Raw genomic sequence first — 26,904 nt, forward strand, 5'->3', positions numbered from 1 at the left:
GCGCGGCGGGGCGGAATACGCGCGTCACGCCGGAGCGTCATCGCTTACCAGCCGATGCCCACGCCGACGCCCATGCTGCGTTCGCCACTGTTGGTGAACGCACCATTGAGACTGAAAGTGGCCGAGCCCTTCTCGTTGAGCACGCGCTGGTAGCCCACCGCCATCGCCGACTCGCCCTCGCTGTAACCCACGCCCGCACCCAGACGGTTGTACGTGGCCAGGCCGGCGGTGTTCATCGCCATCGCGCTCTGCGCGCTGCTCATCGCCGCCATGCGATTGAAGCGCTTGTCCATCTTGTCCAGGCGACGCTCGAAAGTGCTGATCGCACCGTCGGTGTACTCGTTGGCACGGGCCAGCATCTTTTCCAGATCAGCGGTGTCGACCTGTGGCTTGGGCGTGTCGTCCTGCTTCGACTTTGGCTGCGGCATCGGCTTGTCACCCTCACCGGTCGAGGCGATCTGCGGCGAGCCACTGGTCTCCGGTGTCGGCGCGATCTCTTCAGTGGAAGGCGACGGCGTGGACGCAGCCGCCATGGCGCGGGCCTGCGGCTGATCGTCGATGCGCTGCTCCAGCCCATCCATGCGGCCATTGAGCTGCTGCTGCATCGAGTGCAGCTGGCCACCGTTGACCGCATCACGGCTGCCGGCCGCGATCAGACCGTTGGCCACGTTGGAGATGACCATGCCGTTGGCACCGGCCAGGGTGAGCTGGTGGGTGCCGTCTGCGCGGACCGAGGGGGTGTCCTGGAAGACGGAACGGAGCTGGGATTCGACGTGGTTTACGCGCGAGGTGGTGCTGACGACTGCACCATCGAGCGCTTCCAATGCGCCGTTGAGGGTGGATTGGGACTGGCCTTGGACATTGAAGCTGGGACCGACGATGTTGCCGTTGGCATCGACTTCGCCGCCGAGGACGGAGAGTGCGCCGCGCAGCTGGCCGACGGTGGCGGCGTTGTGGTTGGCGGTGCCGTTGGCGATGTTTACGAGGCGGCGCTTGATGCCAACACCGCCAAATGACGCAACCCCCGCCTCGGCTGCATAAGAGCTGGTTCCGAGCGCTATAGAACCATGGGCCCCGGGTTCGACTCTCGAACCAGCACCAAACGCTATGGCTCCGATTGCACCAGGCTCGCCGGCCCTACCAACCTCAGCTCCAGTTCCGACGGCAAAGCTGGACTCTGAACCATGGTAGACAGTGGACGCCCGTCCAATGGCAATTGAGTTTTTGCCCATTGCCTCGGCGAACGTTCCAATTGCCGTGCCACCCTCAATGCCCGTCTTTGCCAAGTTTCCAATTGCGAGACCAACCGGACCAGCCTGAGCACTGCCATGCTCAGGAGCCGTACCCACACTAACGTACTGGCTGATTCCTTCCATGGCCGAAACCCGACTGTTGGTCTCATAGAGCTGACTTCCGCGCACAACGTCCGAACTGTCAGCCGACAGCTTGCCCTCGGCCACGCCGGTCAAGCGCACACCGCCGAAATCGATCGGGCCGCTCGCATCCAATCCACGCATTGTCTGCGCGCCCACCTCTCGCTCCTTGCGCATCGTCTCCAGATCCTTCCGATTCTGCGAAATCTTCTGCTCGGCGGCGTACAACTGACTGCCCGTTACGGCATCACGGCTTCCTGGCGCCACTCGACCGTCAGCCAGATTGGTCAGCACCATGCCATTCACGCCATTCAGCGTGATCTGGTTCATGCCGTCGGCGCGGATCGAAGGTGAATCCTGGAAGATCGAACCCAGCTGGCCTTCCACCTTGTCCGCGCGGCGGCCTGCGGTGATGACGGCACCATCGAGTGCCATCAGCGCATCCTCGACGGTGTTCTGCGTCCCGCTCTGCACTGAATAAGTAGGAGCGATGATGTTGCCGTTGGCATCCATGCCTGCTCCGCCGCCGAGGGGGTCGAGGGAGTCCTTGAGCTGGGAGACAGTGATGGCATTGTGGTCAGCGGTACCACGGGCGATGTTTACAAGACGGCGCTGAACGCCAATACCCCCAAACGACGCGACTCCTTCTTCAACTGCTTGAGAGCCATTTCCAAGTGCCAGCGAGCCGTGAGCCCCGCTTCCAACTCTTGCGCCAGCACCAATCGCGACACCTTCATTCGCGCCGCCCGCGCCTCCACCGACCTGTGCACCGACTCCCATTGCGAAGCCATTCTCGGAATCAACAGAGACAGTCGCCGCTCTACCAATTGCGGTGGAGTTCTTTCCCATCGCCTCCGCAAATGTGCCTACCGCAGTCCCTCCCTCCAGTTCAGTCTTTGCTGAATTTCCCACCGCAACGCCTGCTACACCCGCTTCTGCACGCTCACTGAAGGGCGCTGACCCGATACTCACATACTGCGCGACACCCTCAAGATCTGAGACACGTGAATTGGTTGAGTACAGTTGCTTCCCAGACACTGCTTCAGCGCTACTGGTGCTCAAGACCGCATCCGCAACCCCGCTGACCTTGCGATTGGCGCCAGCGCTGTTACGCATATCCAGCACTGTGCCGCTGTTCTTCTCACCCAGGCGGACGTTGCCCGTGGTGGAAACCTGCCCTACAAGACCACCCAGCGTCGTCGCGGCGGTCAACGCCGTGCCAGCATCGTCCATTGCAGTATCGGCTGCCGTCTGCGCCGCCTTCGCCGTGCGGTCCACCTCGCCCACCTGGGCATTGGTTTCAAACAGCTGCTTGCCGGTGACGCCCTCGGTGCTGGTGGCGCTCAACAGCCCATCCTTCAAGCCTCTGATCGTCCGGTTCGCATTCGCGCTATTTCGCACATCCAGCACCGTGCCGCTGTTCTCCTCGCCCAGGCGGACATTGCCTGTGGCAGACACCTGCCCCACAAGGCCACCCAGCACCGTCGTTGCGGTCAACGCCTTGCCGGCTTCATCCTTTGCCGTAGAGGCCGCCGTCTGCGCCGCCTTCGCCGTGCGCTCCACCTCGCCCACCTGGGCATTGGTTTCAAACAGCTGCTTGCCAGTGACGCCCTCGGTGCTGGTGGCGCTCAGCAACCCATCCTTCATCCCGCTGATCGTCCGCTTCAACGAGTCACTGCCGATCGATACCTGATCATTGGCGGTCGTAACCGAAAGCACGCCCAAGGCGACTGAACGCGAATGATTGGCCTTGGTGGATGCACCCAGCGCCATGGAGCTCGCCCCCCCTGCAGCAGATGCCTGGTAGCCGATCGCAACCTGGTACGCGGTCGGGCCGGTGCTCGCCGAGGCGCCGATGGCGATGCCGTAGTTGGAGGAGCTCGCCTCGATCTTCGCGCCGGAGCCGATGGCAATCGAGCCGATTGCATTGGCCTTGGCGTTGTATCCATGCGCGCTCGCGCCCGAGCCACTGGCAAGCGCGTTCAGGCCTGAGGCAAGCGCACCCGTTCCCGATGCCTGGGCACGCTGCGAGGACGTCACAGTCGAGCCGCTGGCGGTCAGGTAGCCTGCCGCGTTGGCTGCCGACATCGCGTTCTCAGCCGTGCTCTTGGCCGTGTTCGCCGTGCTCTGCGCCGTGCTTGCGTTTGTCTTGGCTGTATCTGCCGCAGTCTGCGCCCTGCTGATGTCTTGCTTGGCCCAGTACAGCTGACTGCCGGTGACCGCGTCGGAACTGGAGCCAGTCAATCGAGCATCCTTCACATTCATCACGCGCCGCTTGAGCGTGCTGCTTCCCACCGATACGGTGTCGGTCTCGTTGGCGACCGACCGCGTACCCAATGCCACCGATCCCGACACGGAAGCGCGTGACTCATAACCAATCGCCATCGCGTCATAGGACGCATTGGACTTGTTGCCTACAGCGATGGCTCCCGAATAGCCGCTGGTGCCGGCACGGGCATCGCCTCCCAACGCGATTGCGCCGATACCACCTCCGGTAGACGCCCGCGAGCCGCTACCAATGGCAATCGCATTTCCGCCGTCGGCTCGTGAATCATTGCCGTAGGCCGTGGCACCCCAGCCACCGCCCGCATACGCGCCGTCACCCACCGCGGTGGAGTACCAATGCTCGATCTTTACGTTCGTGCCGATCGCAACGTTGTGCTCACCCGTTGAACGGATGCCGTTGCCGTAACCAACTGATCGTCTGCCCGAGATGGCGGAGCGCGAACCCACTACGACCGTGTCATCACCAGTCGCTGTGGAATCCCGATAGGCCACATCGTTCACAATCGCCATTTGGTAATGCGTGGACTGCGGAGCAATCGACGTCAACGAGAGCCCAGCATTCAGTCCGCCAGTCATCGTAAAGAGATTCTTGGGCATGCCCGAACGTCTGGAATATTCCTGCTCATTCCAGATCGTTTCAGTCTCCTCGCCTGGACTCTCCTTCTCGGCACCTTCGACCGCCATGGCATTTGCGGACAGCGCCAGCACTGCGGCGCTCGCCGCCACGCTGACCGAGCGTCGCGCGGCCGGCCCGCGCTTGGTCAACTCACTTCCAACCACCCAGCAACGCTTGGCGGCACTCCAGATACGACGATAGATGTGGTTCATGCTCTCTCTCCTTAACAGGACATCGAAAGTGAGGCCCTGCAGATGACGCAGGGCCAGAACGTTCAGGCGCTCGGCGCCAGGGTGGTTGTGTGTTCGCGGTAGCCGTCCTTGGACAGGCGGTAGTGCAGCTGCAGAGTGCTACCCGGTTGAGGCTGGAACGGCAGCTTCAGCTCCGCGTCGGGGTACAGGCTTTTGGCAAAGTCGTGGGACGTGCAGGCGCCGCTGGCACTGCACTCGGCCAGCCCCGTGATTCCCACGCGCAATGTCCCTACATTGCGCAGGGTGTCGCCTTGAAACTGCAGATCCACACTGCCGTTGGTGGGCAACACGTTCACCAACGCGCCCCAGACCAGGCTGACGCCGACGTTGGCCTGCGCCGCCTGCTCGTCGCCTTCGAGAAGCGTTCCATCCGGGCCCCTGACGCTCTCGAAGTAGACCCGGTAGGCCACCTCTTTCTCGACCGTCTGCAGCGGGATGACCCGGATCAGGCGATTGCCACCACCACTGAGGGCGAACTTTCCAGGCGTGATGGCAACCGCGGCATCGGCCGCCTCGACTTCGATCTCTTCCTCACCAGCCTGCGCCGGATTCGCGATACGCAGCAGGCGCGCCTGCACGTACTGCGGCTGGGTGGAGTGCGAGTAGACGCGGATCTGCGTACCGCGTTTGGTATCGACGGCCGCGCGCATCGGATGGATGGAGAGGTTGGCATGTGCCGCCGGTGGGGCCAGCAGCGCGCTCAACGGCAACAGACAGAACAGCAGCTTCTTCATGATGAGGCTCCGTGGGGATCAGGGTTTGGCGGTCGGCACGCGCAGCTCTACCGTCAGCTCGCCGTCGTACAGACCGGGCCGCTTGCTGGCGATGGGCGTAGGCGGCGTTTCCAGTACCAGCGGCGTGGGCACGCAGTACACGGGTTGATTGATGCCTGGCAGCATCACCAGGCGCAGCTGCGCGCTGTCGATGCCGCGCAGCAGCTGTTCCTCGCCGTGTTTCATGGCCAGCAGGTTTCCGCCGTACTTCAGGCCGACCTGGTAGTCGAGGCGCTGGGTGTCATCGCTGCCACCGTCCCCGTGCCAGACCGCGTAGTCACGGCCTGGTGGTGGTCGTGGACCGCTGTCGCGCACGGTGACGCCGAGGAACTCGCTCTGCGAGCCCACCCCGTCGTACAGGCACATGTCCACTTCCTTGTAGCCGCCGACCACCTTGCGGATGGGGTCGTAGCGCAGGTCCATGTTGACCAGCGGCGCAATGCCGTCGAAGCCGGGGAAGTAGATCGAGATCGCGTCGTAGTCGGTGACGGTGAAATCGAAGTTGAATGTGGCGGTGGCGACGGGTGCCGCGGTTGGATCGGCTTTGATGTTCAGGCGCATCGTGGCCTGCCAGCGGCCAGCTACGAGCTTGGCAAGCTCAGATGCTGGAATAGTCAGCGCAGCACCCGTGCCGATCGGTTCGTCCGATACACATTCGTACCAGAACGCTTCATTCAGAATGCGCTTCTGACTGTCCCAATAATCGATATTGCAGCGAGGACCCGACATAACTCGCAGCAAGCTTCCTACCGCACGAACTTCCGTACGCAGGCCAGTCCTCAGATCAACGAGGCGCAACGCTATCTCAGTTGTTCCCACTGACATTCGCGGCTCACTTTCCGCCGGGCACCGCCCAAACTCACTATCAGAAGCAGACCCACAAACCACATGGATCTGCCCATACTTGAACGCGAGGTCGTGACTGAACCCCAGCACCGTCCGCGGCGCCCACAGCTCCACATCACCCGGCACCGCCGAGCGATCCCAGCTCATCACGATGTCCCGGCTCTGGTCCGTCGGATGCGTCTCGGGCGGCCACTGCGCCCACGCCCGTGGCATCACCAGCACCAGCGCACATACCAGCATCAACACAAACAACCAACGCCGGCTCATCGCGTACCTCCTGCAGCAGCGGTCTGGGGCGTGGCGGCAATCAACGCGCGTTCCTGCAGCAGGCGGGTCACGCGGGCCTGCTGGCGGATCTCGGGCGGCAGCTGGGCCACGGCCAGCGGCTCGCAATGCACGGCGCCGACCAGCAGCACCACCTGGCGGCGCTCGCGCACCTGCAACGGGCAATGCAGCAGGCGGTCGTCCTGCAGCAGGTACAGCGTTGTTTCGCGACGCGGGAAGTCGGCAACGAAGCTGCCGTTGGCGCTGGTGCTTGGCACCGGCGCGTTGAGGATGCGGGCGCCGCCCAGCGGCGACCCCGCCAGGTCCTTGGCATTGCCGATGAAGGTGTAGGTCACTTCGATCGGCACCGGCAAGCGCATCAGCTTGCCGGGCGTGAGGAACATCGGCCGTGCACCGCCCACACCGGTCACGCGGATCGCGGCAATGCTGTCCAGCGTGCTGGCGTCCTGTACTTCGGCGCGATGCGACTGGTACGACGACAGCGGCAGCAGCCGGCGCTCGCCGATCTGCAGACGCTGTCGGCGCAACCCGCCCACCTGCAGTTCTGCGGCCACGCCATGCAGGTCGGCATCGTCGAAACCGTCCACCTGCACGGCCAGGCCGGCCTCGGCGCCGTTGGCACCGCTCCAGTAGAAACCGCGGCGGCCCAGTGCGAAGCCCGAGCTGTGGCTGCCGCTGTAGCCGGTCTCGCCACGCCCGCGCTGCTGATAATGCGCGATGCTGGCGGTGGTGTTGCCGATGCCGTTCTGCAGCTGGCCACTCAGCGAGGCGCTGTAGCGGTCATTGTTGTTGGCACGCAGTTCGGTATTCAGCTCGCGATAGTGCGTATCCCGCTCCTGGCGCAGGCTCTGGCCCACGCTGTAATCGATGGCCGGGCGCTGATGCTGGGGCTGGCGTACATCCACGGCGTAGCGGCGCTGGCCACTGCTGTCATGGTTGCGCTGCAGGCGGGTCAGGCTGAGGTTGAAGTAGATGCCACGGTCACGCTCGTTGCTGCCGCGCACGCTGTCAGCGCTGCGCTGTTGCCAGAGGCCCACGCGCGTGGACACGCTGAAGTCCTGCCAGCGATGGCTGCGGCTGAAACTGGCCTGCCAGGTGCGGCTCAGCACCGGCTCGCGGCGCGGCTCCAGCGGGCCCGGCGGCAGCAATGGCTCCAGGCCGAAGAACGGGTCCTGCTCGAATCCGGGCTGATGCCAGCCGGTGCGCCAGGTCTGGCGCCGCGTATAGCCCACGTAGACATTGCCACCGGCCACCGGCAGCGACATCGAGCCGCTGAGTGAGTTGGTGCAGCCCAGCTGGTCGCGTGCATCGGCCTCGAACTGGCAGGCCTTGCCGCGCATGCGCTGCTGGTAGAGATTCCACGACGCCTTGCGCCGGTACGACAGCTGGTGCTGCTGGCCGTTGCTGCCGTCGCTGCCCCGCATGCCGCTGAGCGTGGCGCGCATCTCATGGGTGGCCAGCACGTGGCGCAGGTCCAGGCGCAGCTCACCGTAGCTGTGTCCGCCGAGGTTGGCGACACCGGCGGTAAGCGCGGCGTCGCGGCCCAGCGGCACGCGCAGGCCGGCCATCGCCACGCGTTCGCCATCGAAGCGGTCGCTGCGGCGCTCGTTGCGGCGGCCGCCCTGCACGAACCACTGCCACTGGCTGTTGGTCCAGTCGCCGCCCTTGTCGAACGGCGCCTCCTCGGTGCGCACCAGCACACCGTCCTCGTAGATGCGCATGCGCACCAAGTAGTTGCCGAACGGAAAATTGCGGGTGTCGATCTGGTTGATGCCCGCCTGCAGGTAGAACGTCTGCAGCAGCCGCTCGCCATCGAACACATCGACGCGTGCGTCGCGCGCCAGCAGCACCGTCAGCGGCGTGGCCTGCACGGCGGCATCGGTGTCCACATAGGCCTGGGTGGTGCCCACGCGTGCGCCCTGGAAACGGTCCAGCGGCAGCATGCTGAAGCTGAAGGTGCCGCCCTGCGGGCTGGACAGGTTGCGGCGGTCCATGCGCCCGGCCTGCAGGTAGTGCGCTTGGCCCAGGTCATGGCGGTAATAGACGTTGACGAACTGGAAGTCGTCGTCGCTTCGGCTGCGGTAGCGTTGCTGGGTGTAGTACCAGTCGGCGGACAGGTGAGCGCGATCAAACAGTCCCAGCGTGCCTACGCCGCGCGCGGACAGCGCCTGATGGTCGCGGCCGCCGCTGACGTTGAGCGTCTGCTGGTGCAGGAAGGCGTTTTCGGCGTTGGCCGTGACCGTGTGGTAACGCTCGGCGGCCGGCTCTCCGGGAATCCACTGCCGCGCCACGAACAGGCGCACCGCGCCCTCGCCTTCGTCGTACAGCGCGCGCGCCGCAGTGGGGTCTTCGGGTGGATCGAGGTAGCCACAACCCGCCGTGGCGCCGCCAAAGCGGCACGCCAAGTGGCTGTTGCGCGGCAGCGGCTGCGACAACGCCGGCAACAGCGCCGCCTGTGCTTCGGCCGGCAGGTCCAGAGCCTGGAGCACGCGCGCCGGCTCTTCCAGCTGCACGTGCTCCAAGGTCACGCGCACCGGCGACAGTCCGGCCGAGCGGCCGAACAGCTGGATGTCGAGTTGTTCGGTCTGGCCTTCAACCAGATCCTCAAAGCCGGCGGGGACGCCGCGGGCTGCGGCCAGGGGAGCAGCCAGTGCCAGGGCGAGCGCGACCGCCAGCCGGGTAACGGCGGGGGCGTGTGGGGTCATTGGGGGTACCGCTGCAGTAGCGGCCGGCCCGGAGTGCGGGCCGGCGCGGGAAGCCGTGGATCAGGGCTTCTGGTTCATGACGATGTAGACCATGCCTTCGTAACGGCCGTTGACCGTAAGCGGGCCGCCGGTACCGGCCTGGGCGATGGTCAGCGGCATCGAGATGGACGCACCCGGGGTCGAGCTGGCGCCGTTGAACAGGTCAGCCGCCTTGAATTCGGTGACCGCAGTGGTCAGCGCGTCGGTATTCAGGCTGACGGCCAGCGGCACGCGCGTGGCGCCATTGATCAGGACCGGATCGTGGCCGAGGCGCACCTCGATGTCCGCGGTTTCGTCATTGGAGTGGATGCGCACCTGCTGCGTCGACGGCAGCAAGCCGCGCAGCGGATCGTGGGTCAGCTGCACGGTGTCCGGCAGCGGGGTGCCGTCATCGCGCAGCAGCGCCAGCGTCGGGTCGACGTCGGCGTAGACGGTGATCTTGGTTTCCAGCGCGTGCGCGGACAGCGAAGCAGTAGCCAACGCTGCAGCGAGCGCGGCCTTCTTGATAATGGCGTGCATGGTTGTCTCTCTCGGACAAGGGGGAATATGAAAGCTCCCCTCCCCAAGGAGAAAAGGGAGGGAAGCGCCGCCCGCGGGGATGGGTGCGGGCGACGGAGAGAATGTTAGGAATCCATTGCCATGCAGGCCATTCAAGCATTCCTAAAACGTTGAACGTTAAGGAGAATTCTTGAAAGTGCTCAACGTTTGAGAGTTATGCAACTTTCCTCAGTGATTGAATGCAAGAAACCTCATTGCATGGCATTTGTAGAGTCGAGCATGGCTCGACTCTACCGTGGGCATCCACGCAGGGCGTGGATCTGCTGGATGGCATCAGGCCGCCTTTCGGCGGCCTGATGACACGGCGCGGTGGTGCGCGATCAGAAGAAGATCGCGTACAGGATCAGCAGCGGAATCGGCACGCCCAGCAACCAGAGCAGAATCATCTTCATGGCAGTTCTCCTTGCATGGAAGGGTGGAATTACAGGTCGCGGCGGCGGCCGCCCCAGGTGGCGCTGAGGCTGGCAAAGAACGCGCCGATCAGCAGCGTGATGAACAGCCACAACGCGGCGTAGGCGGTCGCCTTCCGCGCATCGTCGGCAGCCTGCTTGGCGGTGTTCTTGGCCTTCTCCAGCGCTGCACGCATGCGCGTCTGCACATCGGTCACCCGGGCCTGCGCTTCAGCCGGGCTCATCCCGGTCTCGCGCGCGATCAGCTGTGACAGGTACTGGGTATCGGCCGGATCCAGGCCCTCCCCGTGCAGGCTGTTGACGATGATGCGGTTCACTTCGGCGCGCACTTCGCGGCGGTCGCCGATCGGACCGTTGCCCGGCAGCGGTCGCGGCGGCGGGGCGATGCGCGCGTCGCGTGGACCGGCGCCCGGTGCCGGCGGCGGCGCGGCATTCGGGTCCATCGGCGCGCCCGGCGGCGGCGCTGCAGGATCGGCCGGCCCTGCGTGGGCCGTGCTGCGGAACAGCGAATCCACCCAATAGTCGAGGTCACCTTCCGGTGCAGCCGTCGCAGCGCCGCTGGCACCGGCTGCAGCCACGCCGACCGTGGACGCAGCGGCCCCGGCGGTGGCGCCGGCCACCTTTGCCCCCGCACCCAGCACGCCACCGATGGCCGACGTCAGCAGGCCCGCGGTCAGCAGCGTGGCCACCGCCCACGACACGAAGCCGTGCGCGGTGTCGCGGAAGTAGGTTTCGTCGCCGTGGATCTGCGTCCACTTGGTACGCAGGCGACCCGCCAGATAACCCCCGAGGCCGGAGGCGGCCAATGCAGTGAAGGTGAGCCAGGCGATGCTGGACCAGCCGAAGGTTTCCTTGCTGACGCCTTCGAACGACCAGGGCGACACCGACGACAGCCCCAGGCCCACGCCAAGGATCAACAGGATGAGGGAGAGTGCAGCGGCGGCGGCGGCGCCAGCGAAGATTGCCCCCCACGACACCGCACTTTCGCTGGCGGGCGGAACAATGGGGGCAGCGACGACGGTGGTCACCTCGGGGCCGAGCGGGCCGCGCTCGGGTGGATCGAATCGGGTACTCATGCAGTGGATGCTCCGGATCAGGGGCTGCGGATGCAGCGGGCGCCCTGAGGCTGCGCGAGCGCTTGTGAAGCTGGCGAGACCCTTGAATCACGCGCTCTTGTCGCAGTGGAGAGCGTGCCAGCCCAGGTTGGCACCCACCCGCGCGGCGGCAAAAAAAAACGCCCCGCAGATGCGGGGCGCTTCCGGCACAACCTACGCGGGGCGATCAGCCCTGGTAGTCGCGCACGTCGCTGCCGGTGTAGACCTGGCGCGGACGGCCGATCTTCATTTCCGGATCAACCTGCTGTTCCAGCCAATGCGACACCCAGCCGGAGGTACGGCCGAGGGCGAACATGACGGTAAACATTTCGGTCGGGATCTGCAGCGCCTTGTAGATGATGCCGCTGTAGAAATCGACGTTCGGGTACAGCTTGCGCGCGACGAAGTACTCGTCCTGCAGCGCAGCCTGTTCCAGCTTCACGGCCACGTCCAGCAGCGGATCCTGCACGCCCAGCTGCTTGAGCACCTTGCTGGTCATCTCGCCGATGACCTTGGCGCGCGGATCGAAGTTCTTGTAGACGCGGTGGCCGAAGCCCATCAGGCGGAAGCCGGAGGTCTTGTCCTTGGCCTTGACCACGGCGGACTCGACGTTGTCGGCGGTGCCGATCTCTTCCAGCATCTTCAGCACGGCTTCGTTGGCACCACCGTGGGCCGGACCCCACAGCGCGGTGACACCCGCGGCAACCGACGCATACGGGTTGGCACCGGTCGAACCGACCAGGCGCACGGTCGAGGTCGAGGCGTTCTGCTCGTGGTCGGCGTGCAGGATGAACAGCAGGTCCAGCGCCTTGACCACGTCCGGGTTCAAATCGTACTGGCCGTCAGCCGACTCGAAGGTCTGCTTCAGGAAGCGGCTGACGTAGTCCAGCGAGGTGTCCGGCTTGTTGGCCGGCAGGCCCTTGCCATGGCGGTAGATCAGCGCCGACAGGGTCGGCACCTTGGCGATCAGGCGCACGGCGGCCTGGCGGCGCTGTTCGGCGTCGGACAGGTCCAGCGAGTCGTGGTAGATGGCCGACAGCTGCGCGATCGCAGCAGCCAGGATGGCCATCGGGTGGGCGTCCTTGGCGAAGCTGCCGATCAGGGTGTTGATCGAGTCGTCGACATTGGCTTCGGCAGTCAGCTCATCGGTGAAGGCCTTCAGCTGCTCGGCGCTCGGGCGCTCGCCGTTGATCAGCAGGTAGGCCACTTCGACGTAGCTCGACTTTTCCGACAGCTGCTCGATCGGGTAGCCGCGATACAGCAGCACGCCCTTGTCGCCGTCGATGTAAGTGATGGCGGACTTGCAGCTGGCCGTCGCGGTGAAGCCGGAATCGTAGGTGAAGAACCCCGTTTCCTTGGTCAGCTTCGCGATGTCGACGCAGTCGTTGCCAAGGGTGGGTTTGATGACGGGCAGAACGACGGACTTATCGCCGGCGTTGAGCGTGACCTGATCAAGATCGGACACTGTGTGCGCTCCTTCATGGGAAGGCGCCTGCCCAAGCGCATTGGTCAGGCACGTGAATGACGTCCTCGGCCTGTGCCGGGGATCATGCCATTATCGCACAGCAGCATTTGCCCGGCGCTAGACAGAAGTCGTAGACGGCAGGCGGCCAGAACCCGGCCAGCAAGCGGCCCGGATCGGCAAAAGCGTTGTCACACGAACGCAGTGTTCTGTCCATCCAAACGCCCGTTGGGTTGGCGTTGGGGAAAAACAAACGGCCGCGCAGAGCGCGGCCGTCGGTTCGAAGCTGGATCGACAGATCAGCGCGCGTAGCGCTTCTGGAACTTGTCGATACGGCCCGAGGTGTCGATGACCTTGTGCTTGCCCGTGTAGAACGGGTGCGAAGCCGAGGAAATTTCAACCTTGACCAGCGGGTATTCGTTGCCGTCTTCCCACTGGATGGTTTCCTTCGTCGCCATGGTGGAGCGGGTCAGGATCTTGAAATCGGAGGTGACGTCATGGAAGACGACGTCGCGGTAGTTCGGATGGATATCGGCCTTCATGGGCTCACACCGTAAATGGGCTGGTGGTCAAGAGCGGCATTATAAGCACCGGTTGCCGCTCGGGGCAACCGGTGCCGGGCAACGGACGTCAGTCCGCGCCCAGGGCCTGGCGCACCAGGGCCTCGAAACGCCCCTGGTCGTAGGCCATCAGCAGATCGCAGTTGTCCGGCTGGCCGGTCTGGCGGTTCCAGTCGACGATGGTGGCGCCGCGGCTGAACGTGCCATTCAGCTCCACGTTCAGCGGACGCGACTCGACCCGCAGCTGCCCTTCCGGGTTCAGTGCCCAGGCCATGGCCACCGCGTCGGCGGTGTACCAGCGCCCGCCCTTGCTGTCCTCGGACAGGCCACGGGTCTTGCGCGAGATCAGCTCGTAGAAGCGGGCGCGATCGGAATCGGCCTGCAGCCATTTCTCGGCTTCTTCCAACGGCAGGCCGTGGGCAACAGTGGCCTCCCAGTCCGACACCAGCAGGTGCTTGAACGCGGTGAACACCACGTGCGCAGCTTCCGGATCGAAGGCGATGTTGAATTCGGCCGCCGGAGTGATGTTGCCGTGGCAGGTGACCGCGCCGCCCATCACCACGATGCGCTTGATGCGCTGGGGCAGGGTCGGGTCCAGCTTCAGCGCCAGTGCCAGGTTGGTCAGCGGGCCCAGCATCACCAGCATCAGTTCGCCGGCATGCACGTGTGACAGGCGCAGGATCGCCAGTGCGGCGTGCTCGGCTTCGGCCTGGCGGCTGGGCGGCGGCAGGTCCACGTCGCCATAGCCATCACGGCCATGCACGTGGGCAGCATCAACGGAAGGATGCAGCAGCGGATCCGGGCTGCCGGCAAACACCGGCACGTCGGTGCGGCCGACGATGTCGCAGAGCTTGAGGGCGTTGCGGACCGTGTACTGCAGGCCGACATTGCCGGCGGCGATGGTCAGGGCGACCACGTCATGCCGTTCATCGGCAAAGGCCATCAGCAGGGCCAGGGCGTCGTCCACACCGGGATCGGTGTCGATCAACAGGGGGATCTTGTGGGTCATCGTTGCCGTCTTCAGATCGGCAACGAAGTGTGGACCGGGATGATGACCGTTGCAAGTATGGGGGGGGGCGGCAGGGCTGCGCCCTGCAACCGCAGTAGTGCCGGCCGCTGGCCGGCAACTTCAACAGCAACGTCAAAAACGGGTTTCCCCGCGGATGGCGGGGAAGAGCTCTCTGTAGAGTCGAGCCATGCTCGACTCCCGCGCACAGCGCGCACAGCAGCCGAGCGTGGGCTCGGCTCTACAGTAGATCCACGCCGTGCGTGGATGAGCGTGCCGGAAATGGGGTCAGAGGCCATTGCTGCGCAAAGAGCTCTGACCCCAGGGTGCTTACGCCGAGGCGTAGCGCACGGCGGTGCCGATCCATCGCTGCACCACCCGATCGGCCAGTGCAGGCTGCTGCTCCAGCAGGCGCTCGGCCAGTGCGTGCACGCCGGGCAGCAGCCCGGCGTCGCGGGCCAGGTCGGCGATGCGGAAACCGGCCAGTCCGGTCTGGCGGGTGCCCAGCAGCTCGCCGGGGCCGCGCAGTTCCAGATCCTTCTCGGCGATGACGAATCCATCGTTGGTTTCGCGCATGGTCTGCAGGCGCTCGCGCGCCATCTGCGAAAGCGGAGCCTGGTACAGCAGCACGCAGCGCGACACCGCCGAACCACGGCCGACGCGGCCGCGCAGCTGGTGCAGCTGGGCCAGGCCGAGGCGCTCGGCGTTCTCGATCACCATCAACGAGGCATTCGGCACATCCACGCCCACTTCGATGACCGTGGTCGCGACCAGCAGGTCGATCTCGCCGGCCTTGAAGGCCACCATCGTCGCCAGCTTCTCGGCCGCTTTCAGCCGCCCGTGCACCAGCCCCACGCGCACGCCGGGCAGCAGTGCCTGCAGCGATTCGTAGGTGGCCTGCGCCGGAGTGGCATCCAGCTCTTCGCTTTCCTCGATCAGCGTGCACACCCAGTAGACCTGCCGCCCTTCCTGGCAGGCCAGCGCGATGCGCTCGATCAGCTCCGGGCGGCGGTCATTGTTGAGGGCGACGGTCTGTACCGGCGTGCGGCCCGGCGGCAGCTCATCGATGGCCGACACATCCAGGTCCGCGTATTCGGACATCGCCAGCGTGCGCGGAATCGGCGTGGCGGTCATCACCAGCTGGTGCGGCACGCTGTTGCCTCCCGCGCCCTTGTCGCGCAGCGCCAAGCGCTGGTGCACGCCGAAACGGTGCTGCTCGTCGACGATGGCCAAGGCCAGATCCTGGAACACCACCGCCTCCTGCATCAGCGCGTGGGTGCCCACCACCACCTGCGCTTCGCCGCTGGCGACCTGCGCCATCACCTTGGCGCGCGCCTTGCCGGTGACCTTGCCGGCCAGCCAGGCGATGCGCACGCCCAGCGGTTCCAGCCAGCCGCGCAGGTTGTTGAGGTGCTGCTCGGCCAGCAGTTCGGTAGGTGCGGCCAACGCAACCTGCTTGCCCTGCTCCACCGCCAGCATCGCGGCCAGCGCAGCGACCACGGTCTTGCCGGAACCCACATCGCCCTGCACCAGGCGCAGCATCGGGCTGGGGCGCGCGAGGTCTTCGCGGATCTGCTTGAACACGCGCGCCTGCGCACCGGTCAGGGCGAACGGCAGCTGCTTCAGCAGTGCCTTGGCCAGCTTGCCGGGGCCCGCCAGCGGCGGCGCGTGGTGTGCCTGCAGTGCAATGCGCTGGCGACGCAGGCTGAGGTGGTGGGCCAGCAGTTCTTCCATCGCCAGGCGGCGCTGCGCCGGGTGCGTGCCGGCGGCCAGCGCGGCCAGGTCGGCATCCGGTGGTGGCCGGTGCACGGTCAACAGCGCGCTGCGCAGCGACGGCAGGCCGAGGCCATCGAGCCAGCCGCCGGGCAACAGTTCCAGCGCGCTTTCCTCGGGCAGGCGGTCCAGCGCTTGGCCGATCAGCTTGCGCATGGTCATCGGGCCGACGCCTTCGACGGTGGGGTACACCGGGTCGAGGCGGTCGCCGAGTTCAGGATCGTCGTTGCGCCCCAGCACCTGGTAACTGGGATGGACGATCTCCAGGCCGAGGTGGCCGGGCTTGGGCGTGCCGAAGCAGCGCAGCCGGTTGCCGACCGCGAACTGGCCGACCTGCTGTTGGCGGAAATGGAAGAAGCGCAGCACCAGGGTGCCCTGCCCTTCGTCTTCCACCGCCACTTTCAGCATCGGCCGGTAGCGCATGCCGCGCTCTACCGCGACCACCCGCCCTTCCACCTGGGCCGGCACGCCGTTGCGCAGGTCTTCGATGCGGGTCAGCCGGGTCCGGTCTTCATAGCGCAGGGGCAGGTGAAGCCAGAGATCCTGCAGGGTGCCCAGGCCACGCGCCTGCAGTTTGGCGGCCACGGCCGGACCGACGCCGGCGAGCATCGCCAGGGATGCTTCGCCGGACGGTGACAGGACCGGAGTGACCGCCGCCTTGCGTGCCACGTGGCGGTCAGTCGATGACCATCACCGCATCGACCTCGAAGCTGGCGCCCTTCGGCAGGCCGGACACTTCGATGGTGGAACGGGCCGGGTACGGGGCCTGGAAGTAGTCCTGCATGACCGCGTTGACCTTGGCGAACTCGCCCAGGTCGGTCAGGTACAGGCCCAGGCGCACGACCTTGTCGAGCGAGCCGCCAGCGGCCTCGGCCACGGCCTTGAGGTTGTCGAAGGCGCGACGGGCCTGCGCTTCAACGTCACCGGCGCCGACGATGTCGCCGGTGGCCGGGTCAAGCGGGATCTGGCCGGAGAAATACACGGTGTTGCCGGCGTGCACGGCCTGCGAGTACGGGCCGATCGCGGCGGGGGCCTTTTCGGTGTTGATGATCTGGCGGGACATGGGTCGCTCCGGTGCTTTGGGGGAAAACAGAGCGGTGATTGTACCGGCTGGGGGTGCATCCACGCATGGCGCGGATCCACCGCGCCGCTTCGGTAGTGCCGGCCGCTGGCCGGCAATCGCGACGCCGTCGAGGATCCATGGGTTGCCGGCCAGCGGCCGGCGCTACCGGTCCGCGCAGGGCCTACTGGCGGCGTACCGACTGCACGACCGACAGGCGGCGCAGGCGGCGCATCACTTCGGCCAGGTGGTTGCGGTCGCGCACCTGGATGTTGAACGCCAGCACGGCGGCGTTGAAATCGCGGTCCAGGTAGTCCACGCGCTCGATGTTGGAGTGGCTCTGCGCAATGGCGGCGGCCAGCTGCGCCAGCACGCCGGTGCCGTTCTCCACTTCCACCACCAGCGAGGTGTCGTAGTCGCCGGAGACGGTGGTGTCCCAGCCGATCGGCACCCAGCGCTCGGGCGACTTGCGCAGCTCGGCCAGGTTCGGGCAGTCCATCCGGTGCACCACGATGCCCTTGCCGGCGGTGTGGTAGCCCATGATCTCGTCGCCGGGAATCGGCTGGCAGCAGCCGGCGAAGGTGACCACGCCGCGCTCGCTGCCGTTGATCAGGATCTTCTCCTGCGAATGGTGGCGCGAATGCGGGCCGCCACGCAGTTCGGCGTAGGCCATCAGCGCCTGCGCGGCCTGGGTCGGCATCCAGTTGCCCAGCGCGACCTCGGCCAGCAGCGCCTCCAGGCGCGGGAAACGGTGCTCGGCCAGGAACGCATCCAGGCGCCCCTTCGGCAGCCGCTCCAGCGACGAATCCATCGCTTCCAGCGCACGGTCGAGCATGCGGTGGCCGAGCTGCACGGCATCTTCGTGTTCCAGCTGCTTGAGCTGGTGGCGGATGGCGGTGCGTGCCTTGCTGGTGACCACGAATTCCAGCCACTGCGGTTTCGGCGTGGCCGAGCGTGCGGTGATGATCTCCACCGACTGGCCCGACACCAGCTTGGTGCGCAGTGGCACCAGTTTCTTGTCCACGCGCGAGGCCACCGCCATGTTGCCGACGTCGGTGTGCACCGCGTAGGCGAAATCGAGCGCGGTGGAATTGCGCGGCAGGGCCAGGATCTTGCCCTTCGGGGTGAACAGGTAGACCTCGTCCGGGAACAGGTCGACCTTGACGTTGTCGAGGAACTCCAGCGAGGAACCGGCGGCGCGCTGCGAGTCGATCAGCTCGACGATCCAGGCGTGGGCGCGGCTCTGCGCGCTGTTGGGCGAATCACCACCGAACTTGTAGGTCCAGTGCGCGGCCACGCCGCGCTCGGCGATCAGGTCCATTTCCTCGGTACGGATCTGCACTTCGATCGGCGAGCCATACGGCCCGAACAGCACGGTGTGCAGCGACTGGTAACCGTTGGCCTTGGGAATGGCGATGAAATCGCGGAAGCGCCCATCCAGCGGCTTGAAGGTGGCGTGCACCGAGCCCAGCGCGTGGTAACAGCTGGGCACGCTGCGCACGACCAGGCGGAAGCCGAACACATCCATCACCTGGTCGAAGGATTTGTTCTCGTCGCGCATCTTGTTGTAGATGCTCCACGGGGTCTTGATGCGGCTGATCAGCCGATGCTCGATCCCCTCCTTGGCCAGGCGCTGCGACAGCTGCACTTCCACCTGTGCCATCGCCTCGCGACGCACCACCGGCTGGCTGCGGATGTGTTTTTCGATGATGGCGTGGCGCCACGGGTAGAGCGCCTTGAACCCCAGGTTCTGCAGCTCGCTCTTGACCAGGCTCATGCCCAGGCGCTGGGCGATCGGCGCGTAGATCTCCAGCGTCTCGCGGGCGATGCGGCCGCGCGCTTCGCGGCTCTGCGCACCCAGCGTACGCATGTTGTGCAGGCGGTCGGCCAGCTTGATCATGATCACGCGCAGGTCGCGCGACATCGCCAGCAGCATCTTGCGGAAGCTCTCGGCGGCCGCTTCCTGGCGGTCGCGGAACTTCAGCTTGTCCAGCTTGGTGACACCGTCGACCAGTTCGGCGACGGCTTCGCCGAACTCGGCGGCCAGCGCCTCGCGCGTCAGCGGGGTGTCTTCGATGGTGTCGTGCAGGATCGCAGCGATCAGCGCTTCCACGTCCAGGCCGAGCTCGGCCAGCACCTGGGCCACGGCCACCGGGTGGGTGATGTAGGGCTCGCCCGACTTGCGCGTCTGCCCAGCGTGCGCGGAGGCTCCGACTTCCCAGGCACGGCGCAGCAGCGGCAGCTGTTCCGGCGGCAGGTAATGGGCGGCGCGTTCGAGCTGGAGGACGTAGTCGGGTACGGCGGCAGTGGGGGCTGCGGCGACCTTGGCAGTGGGGCCTGGGTTCATGCCCGCAGCCTATTCCAGCGCGACGTTTACGGCAAATCCTGAATGCGAAACAGCCCGCACGGGGCGGGCTGTTCGGTGTATCCAACGATTACGTTGATCGATGCGATCAATCGTCGTTCTTGGACATGTCTTCGTCGGCCACCACTTCGGCGGCGGCCCACTCCAGCGCTTCGCGCTCGGCGCGCTCACGCTCGGCCTTCTCGACTTCGTCGATCAGCGCGTTGTCGATCTTGCGGGCGGCGATTTCGCGCAGCGCCAGCACGGTCGGCTTGTCCTCGGTCTCGCTGTTGTCCAGCGTGGCCTGCACGCCGTTGGCGAGCTGGCGGGCACGCTTGGATGCCATCATGACCAGTTCGAAACGGTTGTTAACGACTTCCAGGCAATCTTCTACGGTGATGCGGGCCATACGGGCTCCCGGCGACCGGTCGGCCGCTCAGTCGAATGAGGGAAAGGGGACGGAGTGTACTGGCAGGGGCTGGACAAAATCAAGCCAACCCCCCATCGATTCTTTTGGAATCAGTCAGTTGCACCCGGATCCGGGGTCAGCAGGGCCTGGATCAGGGCGGCGTGGCGCACCTTCTGGGCCTCCCGGCGCAGGCGGCTGGCGGTGAAGATGGCGCACAGCTCGTCCACGGCAGTGTCGAACACCTCGTTGACGATGACGTAGTCGAACTCGTTGAAGTGCAGCATTTCATCGCGGGCTGCGCCCAGCCGCTGGGCGATGACCGCCTCGCTGTCCTGGCCGCGCTTGCGCATGCGGTCCTGCAACGCCTGCTTGGAGGGCGGCAGGATGAACACGGTGACCGTGCCCGGCACCAGCTGCCGCACCTGCTGGGCGCCCTGCCAATCGATCTCCAGCAGCACGTCCTGGCCGGCGGCCAGCTGCGGCTCCACCGATTGCCGGGCCGTGCCCTTCCAGTCGCCGTGCACCCAGGCGTGTTCGAAGAAGTCGCCGGCGGCGATCATCTGCTCGAACTTCTCGGCACTGACGAAGTGGTAGTGCTGGCCGTTCACCTCACCGGGGCGCATCGCGCGCGAGGTGAAGGAAATCGACAGGGCGATCTGCGGGTCACGCGCCAGGGTGGCGTTGACGATGCTGCTCTTGCCGGCGCCGGACGGGGCGGCCACGATGTACAGCGTGCCGCGCGCAACGGCGTCCGACGGCTTCGACGGGGCGCTCATGCACGGCTCCCAACTGGTTGATTTCGCAAAATTTTTCCTCGATGTTCCAGGTCCGGCGCGGCGGATCGCGGCCGGACGGCGGGGGCTGCGCGGAACATCCTGGAACCAGGCCCGGCAGACGCTTCCCCGGGGGGGCGGGCACGCAACTTTACCAGAGCAGGCCCTTTCCGGGCCCGTCCGGCAGGCGCCGCGCCTTGTGCCACATGGGCATGCGGGGGCCTGTGCTATAACCGGCCCGTACCCAACGACAGCCCGGAGGCCTGCGCCTCCCCGCCATCCCAGGAGAACGGCATGCCATCGATGAGCCGCCGCCAGTTCCTGAAAGTGACCGGGACAACCCTGGTCGGCTCCAGCCTGGCACTGATGGGCTTCGCGCCCGGCATCGCGCTCGCGGAGGTCCGGCAATACAAGCTGACCCGCGCGACCGAGACCCGCAACACCTGTACGTATTGTTCGGTGGCCTGCGGCATCCTGATGTACAGCCTCGGCGATGGCGCCAAGAACGCCGAACCGAGCATCTTCCATATCGAAGGCGACCCGGACCACCCGGTCAACCGCGGCACGCTGTGCCCGAAGGGTGCCGGCCTGGCCGACATCATCCACAGCAAGTCGCGCCTGCTCTACCCCGAGTACCGCGCGCCGCGCTCCAACGAGTGGAAGCGGCTGAGCTGGGACGATGCGCTGGACCGCATCGCGCGGCTGATGAAGGAAGACCGCGATGCCAACTTCGTGCAGAAGAACGAAGCCGGGCAGACGGTCAACCGCTGGCTGACCACCGGCATGCTGGCGGCCTCGGCCACCAGCAATGAAACCGCGGTGCTGACCCACAAGGTCGTCCGCTCCCTGGGCATGCTGGCATTCGACAACCAGGCACGTGTCTGACACGGCCCGACGGTGGCAGGTCTTGCCCCGACGCTAGGCCGTGGTGCGATGACGAACCACTGGGTCGACATCAAGAATGCCGACCTGATCCTGATCATGGGTGGCAATGCCGCCGAGGCACACCCGTGCGGGTTCAAATGGGTAACCGAGGCCAAGGCACACAACAAGGCCCGGCTGATCGTGGTCGATCCGCGCTTCAACCGCTCGGCGGCGGTGGCCGATGTGTACGCGCCGATCCGCACCGGTACCGACATCGTGTTCCTGGGCGGCCTGATCAACTACCTGCTGACCGAGGACCGCATCCAGCACGAGTACGTGCTGAACTACACCGACATGTCGTTCCTGGTGAAGGACGAATTCGCCTTCAAGGACGGCCTGTATTCGGGCTACAACGCAGAAAAGCGCAGCTACGACCGTTCCAGCTGGGACTACGCCTACGGTGACGACGGCTACGTACGCAGCGACCCGACGCTGAAGGACCCGCGCTGCGTCTACAACCTGCTCAAGCAGCATTACGCGCGCTATACCGTGGAGATGGTCGAGCGCATCTGCGGCACGCCGGCCGACAGCATCCGCCAGATCTGGGACATGATCGCGTCCACCGCCGGCAAGGACAAGGCGATGACCATCCTGTACGCCCTCGGCTGGACGCAGCACTCGATCGGTGCGCAGAACGTGCGTGCCGGCACCATGGTGCAGCTGCTATTGGGCAACATCGGCGTGGCCGGCGGCGGCATGAACGCGCTGCGCGGGCATTCCAACATCCAGGGCCTGACCGACATCGGCCTGATGTCCGACCTGTTGCCCGGCTACCTGACGCTGCCGAGGCAGGACGAGCAGGACTACGACGCCTACATCGCCAAGCGCACGCAGAAGCCGCTGCGCGCCAACCAGATGTCGTTCTGGCAGAACTACCCGAAGTTCCACGTCAGCCTGATGAAATCGTGGTGGGGCGACGCTGCCACCGCCGACAACAACTGGTGCTTCGATCACCTGCCCAAGCTCGACAAGCCGTACGACATGCTGCAGGCGTACGAGCTGATGAACGAAGGCAAGATCCACGGCTACATCTGCCAGGGCTTCAATCCGCTGGCCTCGGCACCGAACAAGGGCAAGCTGATCAGCGCGTTCTCCAAGCTGAAGTTCATGGTCAGCATGGACCCACTGGAAACCGAGACCATCGCCTTCTGGCAGAACCACGGCGCGCTGAACGACGTCGATCCCAGCACGATCCAGACCGAGGTGTTCCGCCTGCCGACCACGTCCTTCGCCGAGGAGAACGGTGCGGTGGTGAATTCCTCGCGCTGGCTGCAGTGGCACTGGAAGGGAGCCAATCCGCCAGGCGAAGCGCGCAGCGACATCGAGATCATGTCCGAGCTGTTCCATCGCATCAAGGCGATGTACGAGAAGGACGGCGGTGCGTGGTGGGAGCCGGTGCGCGACCTGGCCTGGAACTATGCCAACCCAGAGGTGCCCACGCCCGAAGAGCTGGCGATGGAGTACAACGGCAAGGCGCTGACGGACGTGTTCGATCCGAAGGATCCGACCAGGCTGGTGCGCAAGGCCGGCGAGCAGCTGGCGACGTTCGGCGACCTGCGCGACGACGGCAGCACCGCGTCGGGGTGCTGGATCTACATCGGTGCCTGGGGCCCGACCGGCAACATGATGGCGCGCCGTGACAACAGTGACCCGACCGGCATCGGCAATACGCTGGGCTGGGCATGGGCGTGGCCGGCCAACCGCCGCGTGATGTACAACCGCGCCTCGTGCGACGTCGCCGGCCGGCCATTCGATCCGCGCCGCACGCTGCTGGCCTGGAACGGAAAGAACTGGGGCAACGTGGATGTGCCGGACTTCAAGGCCGACGAAGATCCCGCTGGCGGCATGGGCCCGTTCATCATGAACCCGGAGGGCATCGCCCGCTTCTTCGCCAAGGCCGGCATGGCCGAAGGACCGTTCCCCGAGCATTACGAGCCGTTCGATACCCCGCTGCGCAGCAATCCACTCAGCCCCGGCCAGGCATTGACGCTGAACAACCCGGCCGCACGCGTGTTCGCCAGTGACCGTGCCCAGATCGGTTCGCCGGATGAGTTCCCGCACGTGGCCACCACCTACCGCCTGACCGAGCATTTCCACTTCTGGACCAAGCACGGCAAGCTCAACGCCATCATCCAGCCCGAGCAGTTCGTCGAGATCGGCGCTGCCCTGGCCGACGAGCTGGGCATCAACAACGGCAGCCGGGTGCGGGTCAGTTCCAAGCGCGGGCACATCGAAGCGGTGGCCATGGTGACCAAGCGCATCAAGGCCCTGCAGATCGATGGCCGGACCGTGCACCAGGTGGGCGTGCCGATCCATTGGGGCTTCCTCGGTGCGGCCAAGCCCGGCTACATCGCCAATACGCTGACCAACGCCATCGGTGACGGCAACTCGCAGACGCCCGAATCGAAGTGCATCCTGGTCAAGGTCGAGAAGGTGTAGGAGACACGCCATGTCACTGCAATCGCTGGACATCATCCGCCGCTCGGCCACCACCACGCCCTCGCCGGAGGCGCGGGGGGCGCACACCGGCCAGGTCGCCAAGCTGATCGATGTGAGCAAGTGCATCGGCTGCAAGGCCTGCCAGGTCGCCTGCATGGAATGGAACGACCTGCGCGACGAGGTCGGCAGCTGTGTCGGCAGCTATGACAACCCGCCCGATCTGAGTGACCAGTCGTGGACGGTGATGAAATTCCGCGAGTACGAGGACGAGAAGGGCAAGCTGGAGTGGCTGATCCGCAAGGAAGGCTGCATGCACTGCAGCGACCCGGGCTGCCTGAAGGCCTGTCCGTCGCCGGGCGCGATCATCCAGTACGCCAACGGCATCGTCGACTTCCAGGAAGAGAACTGCATCGGCTGTGGCTACTGCGTGACCGGCTGCCCGTTCGATGTGCCGCGCATCTCCAAGAAGGACCACAAGGCCTACAAGTGCACGCTGTGTTCGGACCGGGTGGCGGTGGGCCAGGAACCGGCCTGCGTGAAGACCTGCCCGACCGGGGCGATCACCTTCGGCAGCAAGCAGGCGATGACCGAGCACGCCGCCGGACGCGTGGAAGACCTGAAATCGCGCGGCTACGGGAACGCGGGCCTGTACGACCCGCAGGGCGTGGGCGGCACCCACGTGATGTACGTGCTGCAGCACGTGGACAAGCCGGAGCTGTACGCCGACCTGCCCAAGGACCCGCGGATCAGCCCGATGGTGGAAGTCTGGAAGGGCGTGGCCAAGCCGCTGGGCGTGCTGGCGATTGCCGCTACGGCCTTTGCTGGGTTCCTGCATTACATCGGCATCGGCCGCAACACGGTCAATGACGAGGAAGAAGAGGCCGCCGAACACGAAGCGAAGAAGATCGAAGAGGAGCAGCGGCCATGAAGTACGCCCCGCACCCGCGGCAGATCATCCGCTACCGCGCGCCGACCCGCATCAATCACTGGATCGTGGCGATCTGCTTCGTGCTGACCGCGCTGTCCGGGCTCGCGCTGTTCCATCCTGCCCTGTTCCCGTTGACCCAGCTGTTCGGTGGCGGCCCGTGGACACGCATCCTGCATCCGTTCATCGGCCTGGCCATGGTGGTGGGCTTCACATTGCTGGCGATCCGCATGTGGCGTGACAACCTGCCGACCGCCGACGACCGTGCGTGGATGCGCGGCATGCGCGACGTGCTGCGCAACGAAGACGAGAGGCTGCCGCCGGTGGGCCGCTTCAATGCCGGCCAGAAGCTGCTGTTCTGGGCCATCATCGGCTGCCTGTCGGCGCTGCTGCTGACCGGCTTCGTGATCTGGCGGCAGTATTTCAGCCACTTCTTCCCGATCGGGCTGATCCGCTTCTCGGTGCTCGCCCATGCGTTGTTCGGCTGGGTACTGGTGTGTGCGATCGTGGTGCACATCTATGCCGCGCTCTGGATCAAGGGCTCTGTGCGGGCGATGACCCAGGGCAAGGTGACCTATGGGTGGGCCTACAAGCATCACCGGCAATGGTTCCGGGACATCCTGCGCGGGCGGCGGGAACAGGGCTAGCGGCAGGGCCTGCGGCCCTGCACCTGCAGAAGCAACGTCAACGTCAAAAGCTGGCTTCCTAGGAGTTGCGGGGTGGGTCCGGTTGCGGGGGACGCTGCAAGTACGTCCATGTAAGCTCGGTCGCCGCATCCATGCGGCTCACGCCCCCGCAACCGGACCCACCCCGCCTTCGACAGTTCACCGGTGCTTTTGGTAGGTGTCGACCTTGGTCGACACGATGAACACCGTAACAACCGATGGGGTCAGATCCGTTTTCCTGTGGAAAACGGATCTGACCCCAACCTTTCAAATGGCCGGCAACGCGCTGGACGCCAGCACCGACAACAGCGACGATGGAGGCTGGTTCTTCTGGCTGGCCCTGCATGGCGCAACGCATCCTTGAACCCGGTGAGATCGAGACGCTCGCCTCGCGCGACGTGCCGCGCATCATCCTGCCCGATACCGAATCGCTGTTCGCTGCACGCGCGGCGCGACTGCGCAGCCTCGCCGCGCACAGTGCCATCGGTGGCTATCTGCAGCTGCTGGCGGCGCTGGCCGATGCGCAGCAGGCGCTGCTGGACGAGCTGACGCCGCAACAGCGCGAGGCGCTGCAGGTTCAGGCGCGTGCACAACAGTCGAGTGCGGCCGTCGGTGCCGGCATGCCCTTGCGGCCCGCCAACACACTGCAACTGGACGGCCGCTGGCGCGACTGGCTGCGCACGCTGTGCCGGCACTGTGCCGACGAAGCCGGGCTGCCGGCGGAAACCCGGCGCGAACTTCTGCGCGTCGCCGCCGCCGATGACGCCTGGCTGGATGCGCAGGCGCGCGCCGTGCTGGAGCGCGATGACGCCCCCTCGGTGGATGCGGTGGCGGCGCTGCTGGTGATGAATGCGTTGCAGGTGTACTGGGCCGTGCTCACGGCCAGTTTCCGCGCCAGCGACCTCAGGCCGCTGGCCGATGCGCCTGGCGTGTGCCCGCTGTGCGGCACCCTGCCGGTGGCCAGCGTGGTGCAGGCCCGCCCGCCCTATGCGTCGTACCGCTATCTGTCGTGCTCGCTGTGCGCCTGCCAGTGGCACTACGTGCGTGTGCAGTGCAGCCAGTGTGGCGCCGCTGGCAAGGACATCGCCTACCGCGCCCTGGCCGATGCCGACGGCGATGCCGCCCAGGCCGTGCGCAAGAGCGCGGTGCGCGCCGAGACCTGCGACCACTGCCACAGCTACCGCAAGATCCTGTATCTGGAAAAGGACCCGGCGCTGGAACCGGTGGCCGACGACCTCGGCACGCTGGCGCTGGACCTGCTGCTGGGCGAGGAAGGCTACGCGCGAGCCAGCCAGAATCCGCTGCTGTGGCAATCCGACGACGACTGA

General features: G+C 65.9%; 19 protein-coding genes. 5 read left to right on the plus strand and 14 right to left on the minus strand.

The genetic code is table 11. The features are described from left to right. Positions 1-44: 44 nt before the first annotated feature. The 14 genes from LRM18_RS11900 to gmk all read right to left on the minus strand — a co-directional run bounded on the left by LRM18_RS11900 (position 45) and on the right by gmk (position 20,626). Positions 45-4,487, minus strand: a complete 4,443-nt coding sequence (locus LRM18_RS11900; protein ID WP_270954693.1) for an ESPR-type extended signal peptide-containing protein — start codon at positions 4,485-4,487, stop codon at positions 45-47. 62 nt (positions 4,488-4,549) lie between these two features. Continuing rightward, complete coding sequence (locus LRM18_RS11905) at positions 4,550-5,260, minus strand: pilus assembly protein (RefSeq protein WP_270954694.1); 711 nt, start codon at positions 5,258-5,260, stop codon at positions 4,550-4,552. A gap of 18 nt (positions 5,261-5,278) precedes the next feature. Further along, complete coding sequence (locus tag LRM18_RS11910) at positions 5,279-6,412, minus strand: CfaE/CblD family pilus tip adhesin (protein ID WP_270954695.1); 1,134 nt, start codon at positions 6,410-6,412, stop codon at positions 5,279-5,281. Further along, the gene (locus LRM18_RS11915; RefSeq protein WP_270954696.1) at positions 6,409-9,135 is read right to left on the minus strand and encodes a TcfC E-set like domain-containing protein; all 2,727 of its coding nucleotides are present in this window, start codon (positions 9,133-9,135) and stop codon (positions 6,409-6,411) included. The genes LRM18_RS11910 and LRM18_RS11915 overlap by 4 nt, the downstream gene beginning before the upstream one ends. Positions 9,136-9,195: 60 nt before the next feature. Beyond that, positions 9,196-9,693 carry a CS1 type fimbrial major subunit gene (locus tag LRM18_RS11920; protein ID WP_049465713.1) on the minus strand — a complete coding sequence of 166 codons (498 nt, stop codon included), beginning with the start codon at positions 9,691-9,693 and terminating at the stop codon, positions 9,196-9,198. Positions 9,694-10,153: 460 nt separating this feature from the next. Continuing rightward, complete coding sequence (locus tag LRM18_RS11925) at positions 10,154-11,218, minus strand: hypothetical protein (RefSeq protein WP_164082829.1); 1,065 nt, start codon at positions 11,216-11,218, stop codon at positions 10,154-10,156. A 205-nt stretch (positions 11,219-11,423) separates the two neighbouring features. Further along, complete coding sequence (locus LRM18_RS11930; protein ID WP_053461289.1) at positions 11,424-12,701, minus strand: citrate synthase; 1,278 nt, start codon at positions 12,699-12,701, stop codon at positions 11,424-11,426. A gap of 296 nt (positions 12,702-12,997) precedes the next feature. Next, positions 12,998-13,240 (minus strand): type B 50S ribosomal protein L31, encoded by a 243-nt coding sequence (locus LRM18_RS11935; protein ID WP_005410871.1) that lies wholly within the window; start codon positions 13,238-13,240, stop codon positions 12,998-13,000. A gap of 88 nt (positions 13,241-13,328) precedes the next feature. Further along, positions 13,329-14,267: a nucleoside hydrolase gene (locus LRM18_RS11940; RefSeq protein ID WP_049465719.1), complete on the minus strand. Its 939-nt coding sequence runs from the start codon at positions 14,265-14,267 to the stop codon at positions 13,329-13,331. 327 nt (positions 14,268-14,594) lie between these two features. Further along, positions 14,595-16,706: an ATP-dependent DNA helicase RecG gene (gene recG / locus LRM18_RS11945; RefSeq protein WP_270954697.1), complete on the minus strand. Its 2,112-nt coding sequence runs from the start codon at positions 16,704-16,706 to the stop codon at positions 14,595-14,597. 7 nt (positions 16,707-16,713) lie between these two features. Continuing rightward, the gene (locus LRM18_RS11950; protein WP_270954698.1) at positions 16,714-17,100 is read right to left on the minus strand and encodes a RidA family protein; all 387 of its coding nucleotides are present in this window, start codon (positions 17,098-17,100) and stop codon (positions 16,714-16,716) included. Between the two features lie 181 nt (positions 17,101-17,281). After that, complete coding sequence (locus LRM18_RS11955) at positions 17,282-19,444, minus strand: bifunctional (p)ppGpp synthetase/guanosine-3',5'-bis(diphosphate) 3'-pyrophosphohydrolase (protein ID WP_005418955.1); 2,163 nt, start codon at positions 19,442-19,444, stop codon at positions 17,282-17,284. A gap of 106 nt (positions 19,445-19,550) precedes the next feature. Beyond that, complete coding sequence (rpoZ, locus tag LRM18_RS11960) at positions 19,551-19,850, minus strand: DNA-directed RNA polymerase subunit omega (RefSeq protein WP_005410877.1); 300 nt, start codon at positions 19,848-19,850, stop codon at positions 19,551-19,553. A 110-nt stretch (positions 19,851-19,960) separates the two neighbouring features. Continuing rightward, complete coding sequence (gene gmk / locus LRM18_RS11965; RefSeq protein WP_049465727.1) at positions 19,961-20,626, minus strand: guanylate kinase; 666 nt, start codon at positions 20,624-20,626, stop codon at positions 19,961-19,963. Between the two features lie 291 nt (positions 20,627-20,917). On the opposite strand from gmk, the gene fdnG reads away from it, so the two are divergent. From fdnG to fdhE, 5 genes are all read left to right on the plus strand, one after another. Beyond that, positions 20,918-23,986 (plus strand): formate dehydrogenase-N subunit alpha, encoded by a 3,069-nt coding sequence (gene fdnG / locus LRM18_RS11970; protein WP_270954699.1) that lies wholly within the window; start codon positions 20,918-20,920, stop codon positions 23,984-23,986. Between the two features lie 10 nt (positions 23,987-23,996). Beyond that, positions 23,997-24,914: a formate dehydrogenase subunit beta gene (gene fdxH / locus LRM18_RS11975; protein WP_049465732.1), complete on the plus strand. Its 918-nt coding sequence runs from the start codon at positions 23,997-23,999 to the stop codon at positions 24,912-24,914. Continuing rightward, a complete protein-coding gene (locus tag LRM18_RS11980) occupies positions 24,911-25,558 on the plus strand; it encodes a formate dehydrogenase subunit gamma (protein ID WP_064239116.1) in 648 nt (215 codons plus the stop codon). Before fdxH ends, LRM18_RS11980 begins: the two co-directional genes overlap by 4 nt. Before the next feature lie 205 nt (positions 25,559-25,763). Beyond that, positions 25,764-25,940 carry a hypothetical protein gene (locus LRM18_RS11985; RefSeq protein WP_167522410.1) on the plus strand — a complete coding sequence of 59 codons (177 nt, stop codon included), beginning with the start codon at positions 25,764-25,766 and terminating at the stop codon, positions 25,938-25,940. After that, complete coding sequence (gene fdhE, locus LRM18_RS11990) at positions 25,921-26,904, plus strand: formate dehydrogenase accessory protein FdhE (RefSeq protein WP_270954700.1); 984 nt, start codon at positions 25,921-25,923, stop codon at positions 26,902-26,904. Before LRM18_RS11985 ends, fdhE begins: the two co-directional genes overlap by 20 nt.

Source organism: Stenotrophomonas sp. PI_27 (genome assembly GCF_027854495.1).
Classification (GTDB): Bacteria; Pseudomonadota; Gammaproteobacteria; order Xanthomonadales; family Xanthomonadaceae; genus Stenotrophomonas; species Stenotrophomonas pavanii.

Excerpts from the sequence above, each read along its gene's own strand:
- LRM18_RS11920 (WP_049465713.1), bottom strand. The coding sequence starts at position 9,693 with ATGCACGCCATTATCAAGAAGGCCGCGCTCGCTGCAGCGTTGGCTACT.
- gmk (WP_049465727.1), bottom strand. The coding sequence starts at position 20,626 with ATGAGCGCCCCGTCGAAGCCGTCGGACGCCGTTGCGCGCGGCACGCTG.
- LRM18_RS11940 (WP_049465719.1), bottom strand. The coding sequence starts at position 14,267 with ATGACCCACAAGATCCCCCTGTTGATCGACACCGATCCCGGTGTGGAC.
- LRM18_RS11905 (WP_270954694.1), bottom strand. The coding sequence starts at position 5,260 with ATGAAGAAGCTGCTGTTCTGTCTGTTGCCGTTGAGCGCGCTGCTGGCC.
- LRM18_RS11915 (WP_270954696.1), bottom strand. The coding sequence starts at position 9,135 with ATGACCCCACACGCCCCCGCCGTTACCCGGCTGGCGGTCGCGCTCGCC.
- LRM18_RS11950 (WP_270954698.1), bottom strand. The coding sequence starts at position 17,100 with ATGTCCCGCCAGATCATCAACACCGAAAAGGCCCCCGCCGCGATCGGC.
- LRM18_RS11925 (WP_164082829.1), bottom strand. The coding sequence starts at position 11,218 with ATGAGTACCCGATTCGATCCACCCGAGCGCGGCCCGCTCGGCCCCGAG.
- LRM18_RS11955 (WP_005418955.1), bottom strand. The coding sequence starts at position 19,444 with ATGAACCCAGGCCCCACTGCCAAGGTCGCCGCAGCCCCCACTGCCGCC.
- LRM18_RS11935 (WP_005410871.1), bottom strand. The coding sequence starts at position 13,240 with ATGAAGGCCGATATCCATCCGAACTACCGCGACGTCGTCTTCCATGAC.
- fdxH (WP_049465732.1), top strand. The coding sequence starts at position 23,997 with ATGTCACTGCAATCGCTGGACATCATCCGCCGCTCGGCCACCACCACG.
- LRM18_RS11980 (WP_064239116.1), top strand. The coding sequence starts at position 24,911 with ATGAAGTACGCCCCGCACCCGCGGCAGATCATCCGCTACCGCGCGCCG.
- rpoZ (WP_005410877.1), bottom strand. The coding sequence starts at position 19,850 with ATGGCCCGCATCACCGTAGAAGATTGCCTGGAAGTCGTTAACAACCGT.
- LRM18_RS11910 (WP_270954695.1), bottom strand. The coding sequence starts at position 6,412 with ATGAGCCGGCGTTGGTTGTTTGTGTTGATGCTGGTATGTGCGCTGGTG.
- LRM18_RS11900 (WP_270954693.1), bottom strand. The coding sequence starts at position 4,487 with ATGAACCACATCTATCGTCGTATCTGGAGTGCCGCCAAGCGTTGCTGG.
- fdhE (WP_270954700.1), top strand. The coding sequence starts at position 25,921 with ATGGCGCAACGCATCCTTGAACCCGGTGAGATCGAGACGCTCGCCTCG.